Here is a 15,795-nt window from a genome sequence, read left to right as displayed (position 1 = left end):
TCGACTTTTTTTGACGCTTTTATTGATTTTAACTATTTTACGCTTATTCGGATATTTACAAAACCGGGATGCTCCCGGCAGAGATTAGCAACATACTTAGAAAAGTCCACAGGAATAAAATTAAGTGGAGGACAAGTTCGGAGGATATTAAAAAAAAAAGTATGTTTACATCTGGGCTAAGTATAGCCTAGAGTCCAAGAGAAATCCCGAAAAAAAAACAGCGTTTAAAATAAAGATAGCCGAATATTTAAAAGTAGAAAAAGAAACGCCAGAACGATTACAGGTATGGTTTTGGGACGAGAGTGGATTTAGTTTAAGAGTCACCCGAAGAAAGAAATGGTGCAAAAAAGGCAGTAGAAAAAAGGTTCGAGGAGACAGAAGAAAAGGCAGAGTTAATGTAATGAGAGGAGTGAGAAATTCCGATAAAAAAGGTGGGTACAGTTCCTAAAAAAAGGGAATTCATATAATTTTTATCAAGTGCTAAAACTGTTTTATGAAGAGCTAATTAATGAATGGTATCAGCAGGTAATCAAGCCTCAGAATTTGCGGAAAAAGGAGCCAAAATAGTGATCATCCTTGATAATGCTAGTTTTCACAAGAAAGAAGAGTACCTGAAAATAATTGCCACAGAAATGCCTAACCTTCATTTAGAATTCCTCCCCGAATACAGCCCAGACTATAACTTAATTGCATTAGTATGGCATTCGGCAAAAGAATATATTGCTAATCGACTTTTTACATCAATTGAAGAGCTAGAGTATTTATTGCACCGCCTCTTAAATGAAGGGCAATTAATAATTAAATGGATCGCAAAATCCAAAATAAGGGTAATGCTTGTATCACAGTTTAAATGTGCAACAGCTTACCATCTTAGATTAAATAATTAAAGAATTGAATAATTGAATAATTTGGAATGACTGATTGTGTATGGGTTTGGATCACGGGCCTAGAGTTGCATTTTTTTAAACGGGTATCACAATCGATAATTGGGTATAAATATCTAAAGCTGCCCAAACAGCAAAAAGTAAGCTGAACGTTGGGAGATTCGATTCAATTGCTCTCCCGCGAGAACTCACACAATATAATAGAAGATAGATTTTTAGTATAGGCGAGATTCCTACCTTGACTACTCCGATTCCTCAAAACTTTGTGCAAACGATCGCCAAACAGCGCGGTGTCACAGATGCCGAGTTAGAAACTGTGTTTATGGCTCTAGACGGTCAATCTACAGCGACGATCGCCACAAAGCTTGGCATTAGCGACATCGCCGTTCGCAAAAGACTCGGCGAAGTTTACAAAAAGTTTCAGATCGGGGGGAACGGCCCTGGAAAGCTTTCGGAATTGAGGCATCAGTTGCTGTTTTCATACCACACGGATCAGGGAACGAGCGATTTTAGTGGAGGTAAAGGCTCTCTATTGAAGGTGGCGATTGGACACCGACAGGAAGATTGGGGCCAAGCACCGGATGTTTCGGTTTTTTACGGACGGACTGAAGAATTAACTACTTTAAAGCAGTGGATTGTATCAGATAATTGTCGGCTGGTAGCGCTGCTGGGTTTGGCTGGTAGCGGCAAAACAACTCTGTCGGTGCAGTTGGCAAAACAGGTACAGAATGAGTTTGATGTTGTGATTTGGCGATCGCTGCGATCGACACCCGCACCATCCGACTTCCTAGGGAGCTTAATTCAACTTTTTTCTAACCAACAAAAACCCGATGTGCCGTTAGCGGAGCCATCGAAGAGGATCGACCTCAACAGCAAAATTTCGTGTTTGGTCGAGTATTTGCGAAAACACCGCTGTCTGGTAATTTTAGACGATTTTGAAGCGGTTCTCAGACCCGAAGAATTAGCGGGACACTACCGGGAAGGCTACGAAGGATATCGAGATTTAATTGTGCGGCTGTGTGAGGTCAATCACAATAGCTGTTTACTGCTAGTTAGTTCGGAAGAACCTACGGAACTGGCTTTGCTGGCGGGAGAAAAAGTGCGGTCTTTAAAACCTGCTATTTCCTCGGAAATAGCGCGGGAAATTTTCCAAGAAAAAGGTTTGTCCCCTCAAGATCAAGAGTTAGAAATCTTGTTATCCCGGTACGGAGGCAATCTGTTAGCATTAAAGATTGTAGCGACAACAATTAACGAGTTTTTCGAGGGGAATGTTTTAAAGCTTTTGGAAGCTACGGCGTTATTTATTGAAGAACATATCAGCAATTTGCTCGCGCAGCAGTTCGATCGAATGTCGAGTTCTGAACAAGAGATTGCCTACTGGATTGCTATTGCTCAAATCCCGATTTCCCTGGCGACTTTACGAGAGCAGATATTTATCAATTCATCGCTCTCAGATTTGCTAAAAAATCTCGATTCTCTGGGTCGTCGCTCGCTGATTGACAAAATTAGTGAGGGCGGGGAAACTGTTTTTATGCTTCAGCCTTTGATCGTGCAATATGTGATCGACCGATTAGTCGATCAGATTCGAGCGGAGGTTTTGGAGACGGTTAAGACCCAAGGAATAGAAAGAATGCGGCTGTTGAAAACTCACAAATTGAGCATCAACATTGCTAAACGGAAAGGGAATAAAGGCGAGCCAATTAGCTCTATTTTAGCATTAGTAAAAAATCGGTTGCAAGTGTTGTTTGCGAAAACTACAGGCTTGGAAGAACCGCTAAATATTTTGAAGAAAGTTGCCTCTCATCTGGAGGAGAAATCGATTCTTGAGGTGGGATATGCTAAAGAGAATCTGGCGCAGATTATTTCAGAACTTCAGTGCTAACAAAAAAGCGATCGCCCTTTGACAAAAGCGATCGCCCAATTTTCAACAAAAACAAAATTCGATAAAACTATTTGAGAATGCCAAAAACAGATGCAGATTCAGACCGTGTAATTTTGTCCAAAGCAGGCGATTTTTGAGCTTGGGCAATTTTGGGAACCAAAAGTTGGTTCGCATAAATCCGAGGATTTTGTTGAGCAATTTGGATGTAAGATTGGCGGACTTCTGCGTTGACTGCGACAGTCTTGGCATCGTAAACTTGCATCGCCATGTTGGGATAAAAACCAATGCCGACAATCGGTATCAAAAAGCAAAATGCGATCGCCACTTCCCGAGGTTTAGCATCAATAAACGGTGCATCACCAGGCAAAACGCAACTATTACCGAAACAAACCGCTTCATCCAGATTGTTTCTCTGATTCTGGAGATTTAGATCCTCAAGGTCGCAAGCTGCTAGTGTCCCACAGTTGTAAAATAACTGTCGCAGCATCGAGAGCAAATAAATCGGCGTCAAAATCAGTCCCACTGCCGCCAGGAACACTGTCACCGCGCGGAAAGAACCGCTGTACATATCGCTAGTTGCGACGCCCACAAATACTGACAATTCGCTAGCAAAACCGCTCATTCCAGGGAGTGCCAAAGATGCCATCGCGCCTGCGGTAAACAAGGCAAACACTTTCGGCATGACTTTTCCAATCTCGCCCATCTCGTCCATGATCATTGTATGGGTGCGATCGTAAGTAACGCCAGCCAGGAAGAACAATACGGAGGCGATTAAACCGTGGGAAATCATTTGCAACAGCGCCCCGTTGATTCCCAAATCCGTGAAGGAAGCAATACCCAACAACACGAATCCCATGTGAGAAATCGACGAATTCGCTAAGCGGCGCTTCATGTTCGATTGGCCGAAGGAATTCAGCGCGCCGTAGATAATATTGACCACGCCGAGCACTGCCATAATCGGTGCAAAGTAAACGTGTGCTTGGGGAAGAAGTTCCAAATTCAGCCGAATCAGTCCGTATCCGCCCATTTTCAGCAATACGCCGGCCAGAATCATCGACACGGGAGAAGATGCTTCACCGTGGGCATCAGGTAGCCAAGTGTGGAAAGGGAAAATCGCCAGTTTCACGCCGAAGGCAATTAACAATCCCGCATAAAGCAGTAATTCTAAACCCAGTGGGTAGTCCTTCAAGCCTAGTTCTACCATGTCGAAGGTGGGGGTGCCTCCGCCGTAGAATGCCATTGCTAAGGCCGCTATCAAAATAAAGATGGAAGCGCCTGCGGTGTAAATCAAGAATTTGGTAGCTGCGTAGCGCCGGTTTTGTCCGCCCCAAATCGAGATTAGCAGGTACACCGGAATTAGTTCTAGTTCCCAGACAATGAACAGCAGCATGATGTCTTGGGCGACGAAGACTCCTATTTGTGCGGAGTACATCACCAGCATTAGGAAGTAGAAGAGTCGTGGCTTGCGATCGACTTCCCAGGCTGCAAAGATTGATAGCGTCGTCACCAATCCCGCCAACAGTACCAACGGAACTGACAGTCCATCAACAGAAACAGACCAGTTGAGACCTAAAGAAGGTATCCAGGAATATTGCTCGACGATTTGGAAAGTAGAGATGCTTGGATCGTAATGAGTCCAAAATACCCAGCACATTAATACAAAATCTGCAATACCTACGCCTAGGGCATACCAGCGAATGGTTTTGCCGTCTGTATCCGGCAGAAAAGGGATGGCGAGGGAAGCTAGCAGGGGTAGGATGACAATTGCGGTCAGCCAAGGAAATTGATCCGCTATCATAGTGAGAATAAATACTTAGTTGGAAGTTACCAAAATTATAATACTAAATTTAATTAAAACTTAAGATTTATTCATAAATATTTTTTATATCCAGATAAATGCCGATCACAATATCACGAATTGCTACACACGTCAATTGATTTTCGATTTTTGATTTTCGATTCAGGACTTACGCACAACAAAATATAGCGTTTTGTAGGCGCAATCTGCCTGTGGTGGCGCACATTCTGAGATGGTTGGGTAAGTCCTGTGTATTAAGGGCGATCGCAAATTAGCTTTCAATCAGCGTTCAATCTGGATCAACTCCCAATTCGCGCAACTTAGCGGCCAATCGTTCAGCCCTTTGTCTTTCTTGGTCAGCCCTTTGCCTTTCTTGGTCAGCCCTTTGCCTTTCCTGCTCAGCTTGTTCTGAACTCCACAGCAACAAATTACCTAAATTATCCCACCCGCGCAGCCAGTTCATGGTTTGTCCCAACCTTTCCCCCGACCAAATCCCCAGATATACAGCACTTCCGGGTGTTATGAGGTACAATAAGAATAGATTAAAAAATACACCAATGAAAGCATATTCAGTAGATTTACGAACAAAAATAGTAGCAGCCCATCTCGATCAGAATTTGTCGATCAGAAAAACAGCAGCAAAATTTTCCGTCAGTAAAAGCTTAGTTCAAAAACTGGTCAAGCAACAAAAAATAGAAGGGAATTTACAGCCGAAACCCAGGGGGAAACCGAGATACAGTCATTTGAATAATTCCACAGCAGAGTTGAGAGAAATAGTGGCAGCACATCCGGATGCAACTTTACTAGAATTGTGTGATTTATTTGCCCAGAAGACCGGAAATTGGGTGGGTAGAACAGCCATGTGTAACGCCTTACAGAAGTTGGGATTAAATCGTAAAAAAAAACAGTGAAAAGTAGCCAAGCAGGCACTGAAAGAGTCATGAAATTAAGATTAGAGTATTGGGAAAAAGTCAAGCATATCGAGCCAAAAAATCTAGTCTTTTTAGATGAGACTCGAGCATTGCTAGGTTTAACCAGAACTCATGCTTCCAACGAGGCACTCCTAGCCTATGCGATCAAACCTTTTTATCGAGGCAAGAAAGTCACAGTAATTGGTGCAATTAGTCTCACGCAAGTAGTGTCATTAATGACCATGGACAACTCGATAAATAGCCAAGCATTTGAGGTATTTATCGAGAAATGTTTAGTGCCACAATTGTGGTCGGGAGCAGTAGTAGTGATGGATAATTTAGCCGCGCATAAAGTAGATTCAATTACATCGATGATTGAATCTATGGGTGCTTCTATTTTATGTTTGTCCCCATACTCTCCTGATTTTAATCCGATTGAATTATGCTGGTCGCAACTTAAATCTTTATTGATCCAGTTTTCGCCAACGACCACTAAAATGGTTGATACGATAATTGCTGTGGCTCTTGACTTAATTAATCCGAAACATCTCAAAAGCTGGTTTACTAATTGCTGCTACTGTACCTCATAACATCCGGAAGTGCTGTAGTTCCAGTTGTGGAATCCACACCCGCCCCTGCTCATTGGCAGAATGTAAAACATACCGCCCATCTTGCAAATAGCGGACTTCTAAAATACCTTCGTAGGGGTCATATAGTCATTTCAAATAAAAAAGAGACACTATTGAGCGCAGTAGTCACAGATGAGTTCATCTAAAGATGTCCCAGGAGGAGCATACATTCTGGCTCGCTTTAAGGCACTAAAATCGTGTTCAATATCGTTCAGGGTAGTGCCCTGAAGGAAAGGATCAAAAAATCAACCGAATTCAAATAGAAGTAGGCATCTGGAGTTGTAAATTCTCATTATAATGATGTACAAAACGCCAAATTGCAGCAATATGATTTTCTAATTTTTTAGAGAAGGCTAAGCTCTTTCTTACCAACCGAGATACTCGTTGTCGAATAGTACAGTTGAAGCGTTCGATATAGCTAGTATAATCACTATCTTTGTCTACACTGCGATGACGTTTGCTGGGCAATACAAAATCATAAGCACTCCAATGGTCGGTATAAATTACTGCCGATTGACGGTAAACTGGTGGCATTGAATTCCATAAAGCAAGAGCTGATACTGCGCTACGATCTCCAATGTGTACACCAACAATTTCTCTAGTCTGGGCATCCAATGCCAGCCATACCCACTGCTGATTTCCTTTATTATCGACTCTCCGACCATAGCTCATCCATCTGAACACTCAAGCGCTTTTTTGGCTTGGCACTCACCTCCACTTGCTTCTTAACAGCAATAGAAGCGGCATTTACGTAGCACTGTACTGTATCTTATGACACTTGTAATACCCGGGCAATCCCGGCCTGGGAAATACGTTCAAGTAGCATCCGTGACATTAACTCTTCTTGTTCTTTAGTAATAGCTTTCCACGCGGGATTTAGAACAAATTGACGGTCACATTCTCGACATTTGTAATGAAAGTTTTTGATGCCGAGTTTGACCGTTACGACTGACTGCTTCTGAGCCACAATTAGGACAATGGGGAATTTCTGACGCTAGTAGGAGCAAAGCTATTGACTGGCTTCCCATCTTTTTTAGTTGTTTTTCTATTGCCAGAAACCCGTCTAATAGCATGGATTGCTAGCTGTGCCGAAAGTCCAAACATATCTCTGACATTGTGATATACCTGCAGATTGCATCGCCAATTCATTTGTCAGAGTTGGTGGCACAGTTTGATTCACATACTCACAAGCATTCGCAAACGCCTGAAGGGTTGCATCAATTTTGAGGGACTGCTCAGGCGTTACTTGGAGCTTGCAAGGGGCGGGTAAATCTGCCAATATCTGCCAATAATTGACAATCTCAAAAACCCGCCCGGTCGGGATATTATGGTCAATCGATCGGACATGATATTATATCCATTCCGGTTGTATCGTAATGATTAAACGGCAGAGGATACAGAGAAAGGGAAGAGAGAGATGAATAATTCCGATGCCAACGGATTTGATATTACCCAAAATCAGGACACGGCGTCTGGCCGTTTCCCCACAATTAATCGGGCGGTGGTTAAATTTCTATTCATTAATCCTTCTCCTGTGCAAGTACAAACGCCCCTTTACTTTTTGATAGTAAATTGTCATAACTTTGATTTTAGTCAACAGCTTTTTTAACCATTAAGCGCAACCGCTAATGATAATTATTAATAAGCTTATGATAAAAATTTATAATTTAATGGTAAGAGTGAAGCGGGCAATGCTCACCCTACAAATAGAGTCCTCGATCGCCCAAATCTAAAATCTATGAGTGCCCAATTCTGTGCCCAAAATCCCTTGTCAGTCAGTTTCGCGGATGTGGAAGCGGCGGCAAATCGCTTGCAGGGCATAGCTTTCAAGACGCCGGTTCTGACTTCGGAAACTTTCAACAAACGCACAAATTCTCAGGTATTTTTCAAGTGCGAGAACTTTCAGCGCACGGGTTCGTTTAAATTTCGGGGTGCTTGCAATGCTTTGATGCAGCTATCTGAAGCCGAAAAACAGCGGGGAGTGCTGACTTTTTCTTCGGGAAATCACGCGCAGGCGATCGCCCTGGCGGCAAAGTTGTTGGGAATTCCTGCTACTGTTGTCATGCCGGCAGATGCGCCAAAAGTCAAGCAAGAGGCGACTCGCGGCTACGGCGCAGAGATTATTTTGTACGATCGCACTCAAGTTTCCCGCGAAGAATTAGCGACTAAAATTGGCGCCGAACGGCACTTGACAATTATTCCTCCTTACGATCATCCGTGGGTGATTGCGGGACAAGGTACGGCGGCGCTGGAATTAATCGCAGAAGTTGGCGAGTTGGATTTGCTGCTGGTTTGCTGTGGCGGCGGGGGTTTGCTGTCGGGATGTGCGATCGCGGCAAAAACTTTGTCTCCGCAGTGTAAAGTAATAGGAGTGGAACCGGAGCAAGCAGACGATGCGGCGCGATCGTTCCGCACGAAAACGCTACAAACTGTTACTAACCCGGATACGATTGCTGACGGCGCGCGCACGCCATCTTTGGGGAAATTAACCTTTCCTTTGGTTCTGCATTATGTTGATGATATGGCAACAGTTTCCGAAGACGCAATTCGCCAGACAATGTTTTTTATTTGGGAACGCATGAAGATAGTTGTGGAACCCACGGGAGTGTTAGCAGCGGCGGCTTTGTTGTCCGGTGTGGTTCAGGCTAAAAAGGCGAGGATTGGCGTGATTGTTAGCGGCGGAAATGTGGATTTGAGCGAAGTCAAGCTGTTTTTTTCAGTGTAATTAAGTCTGGCACTTTGTTAGTTCGTCAGTCCGACAGTCCGCCCGGGGTTTTAACCCCTGTCTAATAGCAAAAGTCCTCTAAAAACGACTGGAAAGCATTTTTTATGTTTATATTTAGTCCACTGAAGTGGACTTGCTCTGTGAGACGGGGCTTTAAACCCCCCGGCGGACTTTCGGGCAAACGCCAAATATTTATGCAAACGTCAAATATTCATGCAAACGCAAAATATTAATATTGACAAATTTAACCAAATTAAAGAGTAATCTGATAAAATGCTTCCACAACAAACTTCGATTTAATAGCACAATGTCTTCAGAAACAAACTCAGCGGCTCAATCTACAACTGGTGCAGATGCGATCGATGTTGCGATCGCCTCTGGAATCGACTTTGACGGTACTCCGATTCCGCAAGCAAAATTAGACCTCTACAAGCAAGTGATGGGATTAGAAGCCGGCAGACAGCGCAGTGGCGTGTCAAATACCATGCGATCGCGCATTGTCCGAATCGGTGTCAAACATTTGCCTCAAAACGAGCTCGATAAAATGCTCGTTGCTGCTGACTTCGCCCCGCTGAAAGATAAAGAAGTTGCGTTTTATTACGGCGGAAAGTAAAAATTTCTACCCTTCTAGATAGATGAATAGTCATCCCCGGATCGGTGAAACTTGGGACAAATCCTAGCAGAGGGTCAGTTTATGAACACTAACGGAAATACCGTCATCAGCAACCTCGAGTATGATTTGTTAACAGTTCTGCAAAACAAGTCTGAAGCTTTGAAAGCCTACGATACTTACATGAAAGATGCTCAGGAAACAGGTTCTCAGCCTTGTGCTGAGCTGTTTCAAAAATTGCAGCAAGCTGACATGGAGCACGCGCAGGAAATTCGGCAGCACCTTCAACAGGTAATGCAGAAAGGCAAGATGTAAAGCTGGTGCAACTCGCTGTGCAAGTCATGAATTATGAGTTAAGTAGCAGCTATGAGGTAAAGAGTTTTGGATTCACAACTCATCTTCAATTCCTTAAACTCTTTCTCTACCGAGCGATGGAAACATCAATCTGACCGCTCAACCAATGTCGCTTACAACTCTTAATTCATAACTAGCAACTGGTGAGGCAAATCCTTGAAACTTCAGCTACGGGTAGGGACTTAGGCTTTGCTTAAGTCCTTACCTATCTAGTGGTACAGGTTATAAAATCTCAGGTTTTAAAGCTCGTTCCATCAGCGATAAAACAGCTTGCTCGGCAGTAATTTCACCATTTAATAAGCGATAAACTTGACGAGAAACAGGCACTTCAATGCCACGTTGATTAGCTAAATCAATCAACACATTAGTAGTATTGACTCCCTCAGCCGTGCTCTGCAATTCGTGCAAAATTTGCTCTAAAGATTTGCCTTCAGCTAATCCGAAACCAACCCGATAATTGCGCGATAAAGGACTGTTGCAAGTAGCGAGTAAATCTCCCAAACCAGACAAACCATAAAAAGTTTCTGCACGAGCTCCCAAACGAACTCCCACCCGAATCATTTCCGGCAAAGCGCGAGTCAGCAAAGCAGATTTAGCATTAGTTCCTAATTGTAAACCGTCGCAAACTCCAGCGGCGATCGCAAATACATTTTTCAAAGTTCCACCTAACTCAGTCCCCAGCGGGTCTTCATTCACATAAACCCGAAAAATATCGGAACTGTAAATATTTTGCACTTGCTTTGCCGCCGCTAAATCCAAACTCGCCGCTACTGTTGCCGCCGGCAATCCCTGCTGAATTTCCTCTGAAAGATTCGGACCCGAAAGTACCACAATTGAATTATTAGGAAACGCATTTTGCCAAATTTGAGACGGAGTGCGCGTAGTGGCGGGGTCTAAACCTTTGGTGACAGTAACTATAATTGTACTGGGACTTAACTGTAAAGCCAAAAGTCGATCGACCGTTGCTCCAACTCCTTTCATAGAAACTGCCGAAACAACAACATCCGTACCCGTTATAATAGACTCTAGATTAACAGAACTGCTGCGCGACCACAAATTAACTCGAGATCCTTTTTTTCCTCCCAGATTTGCCAGTGCCGAACCCCAAGCACCTCCGCCTAATATTGTCAAGATTGCCATAGAATTTAGTTTAATGAATTTAACCGCAGATTAACACAGATAAATCACCGATAAATCATAGCAATCAATTTGCGTTAATCCGCGTGCATCTGCGGTTAAAAAATCCTCACCCTACAAATGCGGCCGCAATCCATAATGACGGTAACGCCAATAATCTCGTAAAATGCGATCGTGATCGAAACACAATTGATCGGGAATCTGCCAAGATTCAAAAATTTGTAAATTTTTAGCATCGTCCGCGGCTTGAGGTTCGCCCGTTGCAGAAGCCAAGAATACAATACTGATCGTGTGTTGGCGCGCGTCGCGATTTGGGTCAGAATAAACGTAAAATTGCTCAATTAATTCTACATTCAAGCTCGTTTCTTCTAAAGCTTCGCGTTTTGCCGCCGTTTCTACCGATTCCCCGTAATCGAGAAAGCCGCCGGGAATTGCCCAGCCGTAGGGAATATGGCGGCGTTCTATGAGTACGATCGGTCGATGCGGGCGATCGGCTAATTCGATGATAATATCAACTGTAGGAGCGGGATTTCTATAAGTCATTTGCGAAGGAAGAAGGAAGGCACGACACGGATTTAGACACGAATACACGGATTAATTTCAACGGGTTCGGAGTTCCTTCTTCCTGCTGAATTATGCTAAACCGCGAATTAGTACGCGCTGCTTTTGCAAAACCTCTGCATACAGCTTTTCCAACTCAGTAATATTCTGACTGAGAGTGTATCGCTCGATCGCCCGTTTGCGTGCTTTTTGACCAAGCAGCATTCCCAACTCAGGATGATCGCAAAACAGCGGCAGCAAGGTTTGCAATTGACTTCGTACCCGCTGAGTGTTCAAAACTATCCCCGCGCCTTCCTCCAATGCCTCGCCGTCAGCACCGGCATCGGTTGCCAAACAAGCTAAACCGCAGGCCATCGCCTCCAGCAACGACAGCGACAGTCCCTCCACCAAAGAAGGCAAAATAAATACGTCTGCACCCCGCAGAATTTCGATCCGGCGTTCCTCCTCGGCGACAAATCCGAGCCACACAATGCCATCATCTTCGCCGTAAAACAGTTGCAGCGAGGCGGCTAGGGGCCCGTCGCCTACGATCGCCAATACGTTCCCAGGGCCAAAATTACAGTGTTTCCAGGCCTTGAGCATCGACTCGACATTTTTCTCCTGGGCAATGCGGCCTTGGTAAACAAAAATTTGATCGGCCTTTAATTCCGACTTCAACCCCGAAGGCCCTGGAGAATATTTAACAGCATCCACGCCGTTGGGAATCACAGCCACCCGTTCCTGTGGAACTCCCAACTTCACCAATATATCCCGCTGAATCTGAGAAAAAACGATCGTCGAGTCGTAGTTCGCTAAAAACGGAGCGTAAAGTTGATACATCAGGTGTTGGGTTCCCGATGTCAAATTGCGTAATTTGCGATCGAACGGCGGGTGAAAAGTCGCCACCAGAGGCAAATTCAATTCTTGACAAATTTCCGGCAGCAAAAAGTCTAGAGGTGAAAGCGTCAGGGAAGCGTGAACAACATCGGGTTTGAGCCGCCGCAGAGATTTCATCAGCACTGTGCGGGACTTGAGAGTGGGAATCGTATAAATTTGCGATTTGTAGTGACAGGGTAAAGAGACTTCGTTGCAACTCGCGGACGAAAGCGAATTGGTATATGAGGTTTGAGCAATTCCCTTGCCCCATGAACCATTTGCCATGCTCCACCCCGTATTGTTCCTGTCCAGTGGGCCCGCTTCTTGGGCAAAATGCAGGAAACTAACCTGGTATCCCCGGTCTAATAGTGCGTTGGTGACTTCCCTGGAGTAAGTGACGTTACCGCAAAAAGGTGATTTTTTTCCTAGCCAAGCGATGTGCATTCCAGTAAATCAGAGTTTGTTATTTTTTAGGTTCGATCGACTTTGCTATTTGTGCTACGGAAAATATACCAGGTTAAGACACCCCCAGCCATCGCTAATCCTGCTAAAGCCAAAAATACTGTCGGCAAGCCCAGAAATGTTTCGGCTACCCCAGCCAAAGCCAACGGTAAACTCAAAGCAATATTAGTGGCATTGTTTTGCAGTCCGAAGACTTTTCCCCGCATTTCTTCTGGAGTTTCTGCTTGAATTGTAGTCTGCATCGGCACTCCCACCAATGAGGCAAATAAACCCAACAGGGTAATGAACAGCACCGACAGCCACAAATGGTGGGTAAACGCAGAAAGGCCCATCAGAGCAAGTGCCATGCCAACAGATCCGATTAAACTCAGTTGGGAGTGAGAAAATTTATGGCCGAGATAGCCGACTGTCGTCGCCCCAGCAGCCATACCCACGCCCACTGCAGCCAGCAAAAAACCGAATTGCGATGCTTTCATACCGGGGAGGATTTCTGCCAGCCGAACTGCTAGAACTGCCAAGGCTGCAAAAATGGAAAATAGAATAATTAGTTGAATTAAAGCATTGCGGACTTTCGGCTGATCGTTGATGTAACGCAGGCCATCTCGCAAATCTGCTAAGGGGTGGGGCGGTTCGTGTTCGGCATCGTTTTTTTCGCCTGTTTTCATCGCCAGCAACAGCACTCCGGCGAAGGCGTAACTTCCGCCTACTACTAATTCTTTGCCGATGCCGAGTCCGCCGCCGAGGTTGGAAAATAGGGTGTCAGCTAAAGCTAGTAAGGGTTCTCCGACTGCGAAGCCAATAATCACCGACCCCATCATGGTTGTGGTGTAGAGGGAGTTTGCCGATAGCAGATGGCGGCGTTCCACAATTAGGGGAATCACTGACTGTTCTGCTGGGGCAAAAAATTGAGTTAGGGTCGAGACTAGGAATGTTACTAGCAGCAGTAAGCAGAATCCGAGCGGCAGTTGACCGAGTTCCCACCCGTCCGAGAGCCACAGCAGCACGGGCAATGTTAAAACAAAGCCTCCCCGCAGGAGGTTTGTGGCTACCAGCACTGCTTTTTTCGACCACCGATCGACATACACACCTGCGGCGGCCCCAAACAGCACTGCGGGAATGGTAAAGGCGATCATGATTGCCGATACCCATCTGCTGATGGTTTGATCTGGCGCTTGAAAGCGGCTGGCTACCAGGGCGATCGTCAGTACGAGATAAACTTTATCTGCTAGTTGGGAAAAAACTTGCCCACTCCACAATGCTAGAAAATTTGGGTTTTTGAGCACCGGCAGGAATCCCGTTGCTTTTTCGGGAATTTCGGCTACTGCTTCGGATAGTTCTGCTGCTGGCTCTGGTGTGGGAACCGGGGGGATTGCTTCGGTTTGTTGGCTTTTGCCGTTGCTTGACTCTGTTTCGGGAGTTGTGGGATATTTATCCATTTCTGAGTGTTGGACGTTGCTCCATTGTCGATCGGCGGAGACGGGATAAGAGTCAAACTCTGGAACATTTTCTCGTTCTTCCATCTTGTGGTGGGTCACAGCTAACACAGATATTCTCAAATCAGAATCAGACAGTCGCATCATAGGATTTGGGGTGGATGGCCTGGGATGGTGGAGGTTGGGGGGATGGGAATTTGAAATTGAGGGGTTAACCCTTAAGTTAATTAATAATCTCGTAACTTTATCTCTATCTATTATCTGATGTTGCAACAACCTTGAAAATTTACCTGAAAAGGCCGGCAGGTTCGGGTATCCGGCAGGCTGGGGGTGCGATGTACGATGTTCGTTCACCTCTTTAAGTCAACACTCACAATTTAAAACTCAAAACTCTCTAAGTAGGTGTCGATCGAGCTTCCCGAACGAATCGTGCAACCTAAATGATACTGGGCATATTGCCGCAAAATATTTTCTACTGATACCCAAGCTGTTCGATCGGTAATCCCCTCTCCTAGTTCTGGACTAGCCAACTGTTGCAGCGCTGCTAATTCTTTAGCATTAATCTCGAAATTTGTCAAGTGTTTGCTGCTATTCATTTGCCGGGAACGGGAGGCGGATCTGGACAAGCTACCGATTTCTGAAGAGAGTTCTGCCTCTAGGTTAGCTAGCTCCGACAAGCTGAAGGTTCCCCCAGAGGGTATACTAAACCCGGTTTGCCAGTTCGGATCGGTGAAATTTGGGATGAGCGGGTGTCTGGTGGCGCAGCAGACTTGGACTTGGGGCGCGAGGCCAGCTAAGGCTAGCAGGTGAAAAATGCCGTGGGTGAGGTGGGCGACAAGTACGGCGGCGGATTGGATTTCTGTGCGATCGGACAAACGCTCCAAACGGCTCAAGTGTTCGCCCAGCAACCAAAATAGTTCTTCTTGGGGCTCATCGGAAAGGGCACTGGCGATCGCCAATTCGGCCAGATATTGCGCGGCGGAGAGTTTTCCGAGGTTGCGGCTCAAACCCGGATGAGATTGTACCGTGTCGGCTTGGGTAATTTTGTCGAGCGATCGGCCTTTGGCAATTAGCAATTCGTTGACAACAAATAATTCGCTTCTACCGCCAATGGTCGATCGTTGTTTGCGAACACCGGGTGCTACGGCTCGAATTAAGCCGAATTCTCGCGTCAAAATTGTCAGCACTCGATCGGATTCGCCGATGGGCGCACTCTTGAGATTGATTCCAGTTGCTTTGTAAGTTCGAGTCACTCGATTTTAGATTTTAGATTTTAGATTTACTACAATACTTCGGACAGTTTCATTGTCCTCGTTGGTCGATCGACCGAGAATAGTCATTCTACTCTTAGCAATTAAAAACTGTCCGAAGTATTGTTACTAGACAGTAGCAAAACCAGTCCAGGACGCAGAACTTTTAGTTGTAGAGTGCGTAAGGGCGCACCAATTCCCAATTAGCCATTACCAATTAGCCATTGCTAATGACTAATGACTAATGACTAATGACTAATGACTAATGACTAATGACTAATGACTAATGACTAATGACTAATGA

General features: G+C 45.0%; 12 protein-coding genes and 4 pseudogenes. 7 read left to right on the top strand and 9 right to left on the bottom strand.

The window, feature by feature from the left end:
* Window positions 1-81 precede the first annotated feature (81 nt).
* Both QUB44_RS28740 and QUB44_RS28735 read left to right on the top strand, forming a co-directional pair.
* Window positions 82-850, top strand: a pseudogene (locus QUB44_RS28740) (IS630 family transposase); the annotation flags it as partial.
* A gap of 272 nt (window positions 851-1,122) precedes the next feature.
* Window positions 1,123-2,766 (top strand): NB-ARC domain-containing protein, encoded by a 1,644-nt coding sequence (locus QUB44_RS28735; RefSeq protein ID WP_333372826.1) that lies wholly within the window; start codon window positions 1,123-1,125, stop codon window positions 2,764-2,766.
* Window positions 2,767-2,833: 67 nt separating this feature from the next.
* On the opposite strand, the gene QUB44_RS28730 is transcribed toward QUB44_RS28735, so the two are convergent.
* Window positions 2,834-4,564 carry an NAD(P)H-quinone oxidoreductase subunit 4 gene (locus QUB44_RS28730; protein ID WP_333372823.1) on the bottom strand — a complete coding sequence of 577 codons (1,731 nt, stop codon included), beginning with the start codon at window positions 4,562-4,564 and terminating at the stop codon, window positions 2,834-2,836.
* A gap of 289 nt (window positions 4,565-4,853) precedes the next feature.
* Window positions 4,854-5,069 (bottom strand): annotated as a pseudogene (locus tag QUB44_RS28725) (hypothetical protein); the annotation flags it as partial.
* Between the two features lie 52 nt (window positions 5,070-5,121).
* Between QUB44_RS28725 and QUB44_RS28720 the strand changes: the two are divergent.
* Window positions 5,122-5,475, top strand: coding sequence for a transposase (locus tag QUB44_RS28720; protein ID WP_333372820.1), 354 nt, complete (start codon window positions 5,122-5,124; stop codon window positions 5,473-5,475).
* The gene (locus tag QUB44_RS28715) at window positions 5,472-6,065 is read left to right on the top strand and encodes a transposase (RefSeq protein ID WP_333372818.1); all 594 of its coding nucleotides are present in this window, start codon (window positions 5,472-5,474) and stop codon (window positions 6,063-6,065) included. The genes QUB44_RS28720 and QUB44_RS28715 overlap by 4 nt, the downstream gene beginning before the upstream one ends.
* A 149-nt stretch (window positions 6,066-6,214) precedes the next feature.
* Here QUB44_RS28715 and QUB44_RS28710 read toward each other — a convergent pair.
* Window positions 6,215-6,319 (bottom strand): annotated as a pseudogene (locus QUB44_RS28710) (IS630 family transposase); the annotation flags it as partial.
* 40 nt (window positions 6,320-6,359) lie between these two features.
* Window positions 6,360-7,132: pseudogene (locus tag QUB44_RS28705) on the bottom strand (IS1 family transposase).
* A 710-nt stretch (window positions 7,133-7,842) separates the two neighbouring features.
* Here QUB44_RS28705 and QUB44_RS28700 point away from each other — a divergent pair.
* The 3 genes from QUB44_RS28700 to QUB44_RS28690 all read left to right on the top strand — a co-directional run bounded on the left by QUB44_RS28700 (window position 7,843) and on the right by QUB44_RS28690 (window position 9,754).
* Window positions 7,843-8,829, top strand: a complete 987-nt coding sequence (locus tag QUB44_RS28700; protein ID WP_333372816.1) for a threo-3-hydroxy-L-aspartate ammonia-lyase — start codon at window positions 7,843-7,845, stop codon at window positions 8,827-8,829.
* A gap of 307 nt (window positions 8,830-9,136) precedes the next feature.
* Entirely contained in the window at window positions 9,137-9,442 is a 306-nt protein-coding gene (locus QUB44_RS28695; protein ID WP_006635311.1) for a small RNA NsiR4-regulated ssr1528 family protein, read from the top strand.
* Window positions 9,443-9,523: 81 nt separating this feature from the next.
* A complete protein-coding gene (locus QUB44_RS28690) occupies window positions 9,524-9,754 on the top strand; it encodes a hypothetical protein (protein ID WP_333168361.1) in 231 nt (76 codons plus the stop codon).
* A gap of 261 nt (window positions 9,755-10,015) precedes the next feature.
* On the opposite strand, the gene QUB44_RS28685 is transcribed toward QUB44_RS28690, so the two are convergent.
* The 5 genes from QUB44_RS28685 to recO form a co-directional block, all read right to left on the bottom strand.
* On the bottom strand, window positions 10,016-10,933 hold the full coding sequence (locus QUB44_RS28685) for an NAD(P)H-dependent glycerol-3-phosphate dehydrogenase (RefSeq protein ID WP_333372811.1): 918 nt from the start codon (window positions 10,931-10,933) through the stop codon (window positions 10,016-10,018).
* Between the two features lie 111 nt (window positions 10,934-11,044).
* Window positions 11,045-11,473, bottom strand: coding sequence for an NUDIX hydrolase (locus tag QUB44_RS28680; protein ID WP_333372808.1), 429 nt, complete (start codon window positions 11,471-11,473; stop codon window positions 11,045-11,047).
* Window positions 11,474-11,563: 90 nt separating this feature from the next.
* Window positions 11,564-12,790 carry a glycosyltransferase family 4 protein gene (locus tag QUB44_RS28675; RefSeq protein WP_333372806.1) on the bottom strand — a complete coding sequence of 409 codons (1,227 nt, stop codon included), beginning with the start codon at window positions 12,788-12,790 and terminating at the stop codon, window positions 11,564-11,566.
* 26 nt (window positions 12,791-12,816) lie between these two features.
* On the bottom strand, window positions 12,817-14,388 hold the full coding sequence (locus QUB44_RS28670) for an MFS transporter (protein ID WP_333168353.1): 1,572 nt from the start codon (window positions 14,386-14,388) through the stop codon (window positions 12,817-12,819).
* A 230-nt stretch (window positions 14,389-14,618) separates the two neighbouring features.
* Window positions 14,619-15,494, bottom strand: coding sequence for a DNA repair protein RecO (recO, locus tag QUB44_RS28665; RefSeq protein ID WP_333372803.1), 876 nt, complete (start codon window positions 15,492-15,494; stop codon window positions 14,619-14,621).
* Window positions 15,495-15,795 lie beyond the last annotated feature (301 nt).

The sequence above is a fragment of the Microcoleus sp. AT3-D2 genome (assembly GCF_036705715.1).
Classification (GTDB): domain Bacteria; phylum Cyanobacteriota; class Cyanobacteriia; order Cyanobacteriales; family Microcoleaceae; genus Microcoleus.
The sequence above is the reverse complement of the archived record's forward strand: the minus strand, read 5'-3'. Positions and strand labels throughout refer to the sequence as shown.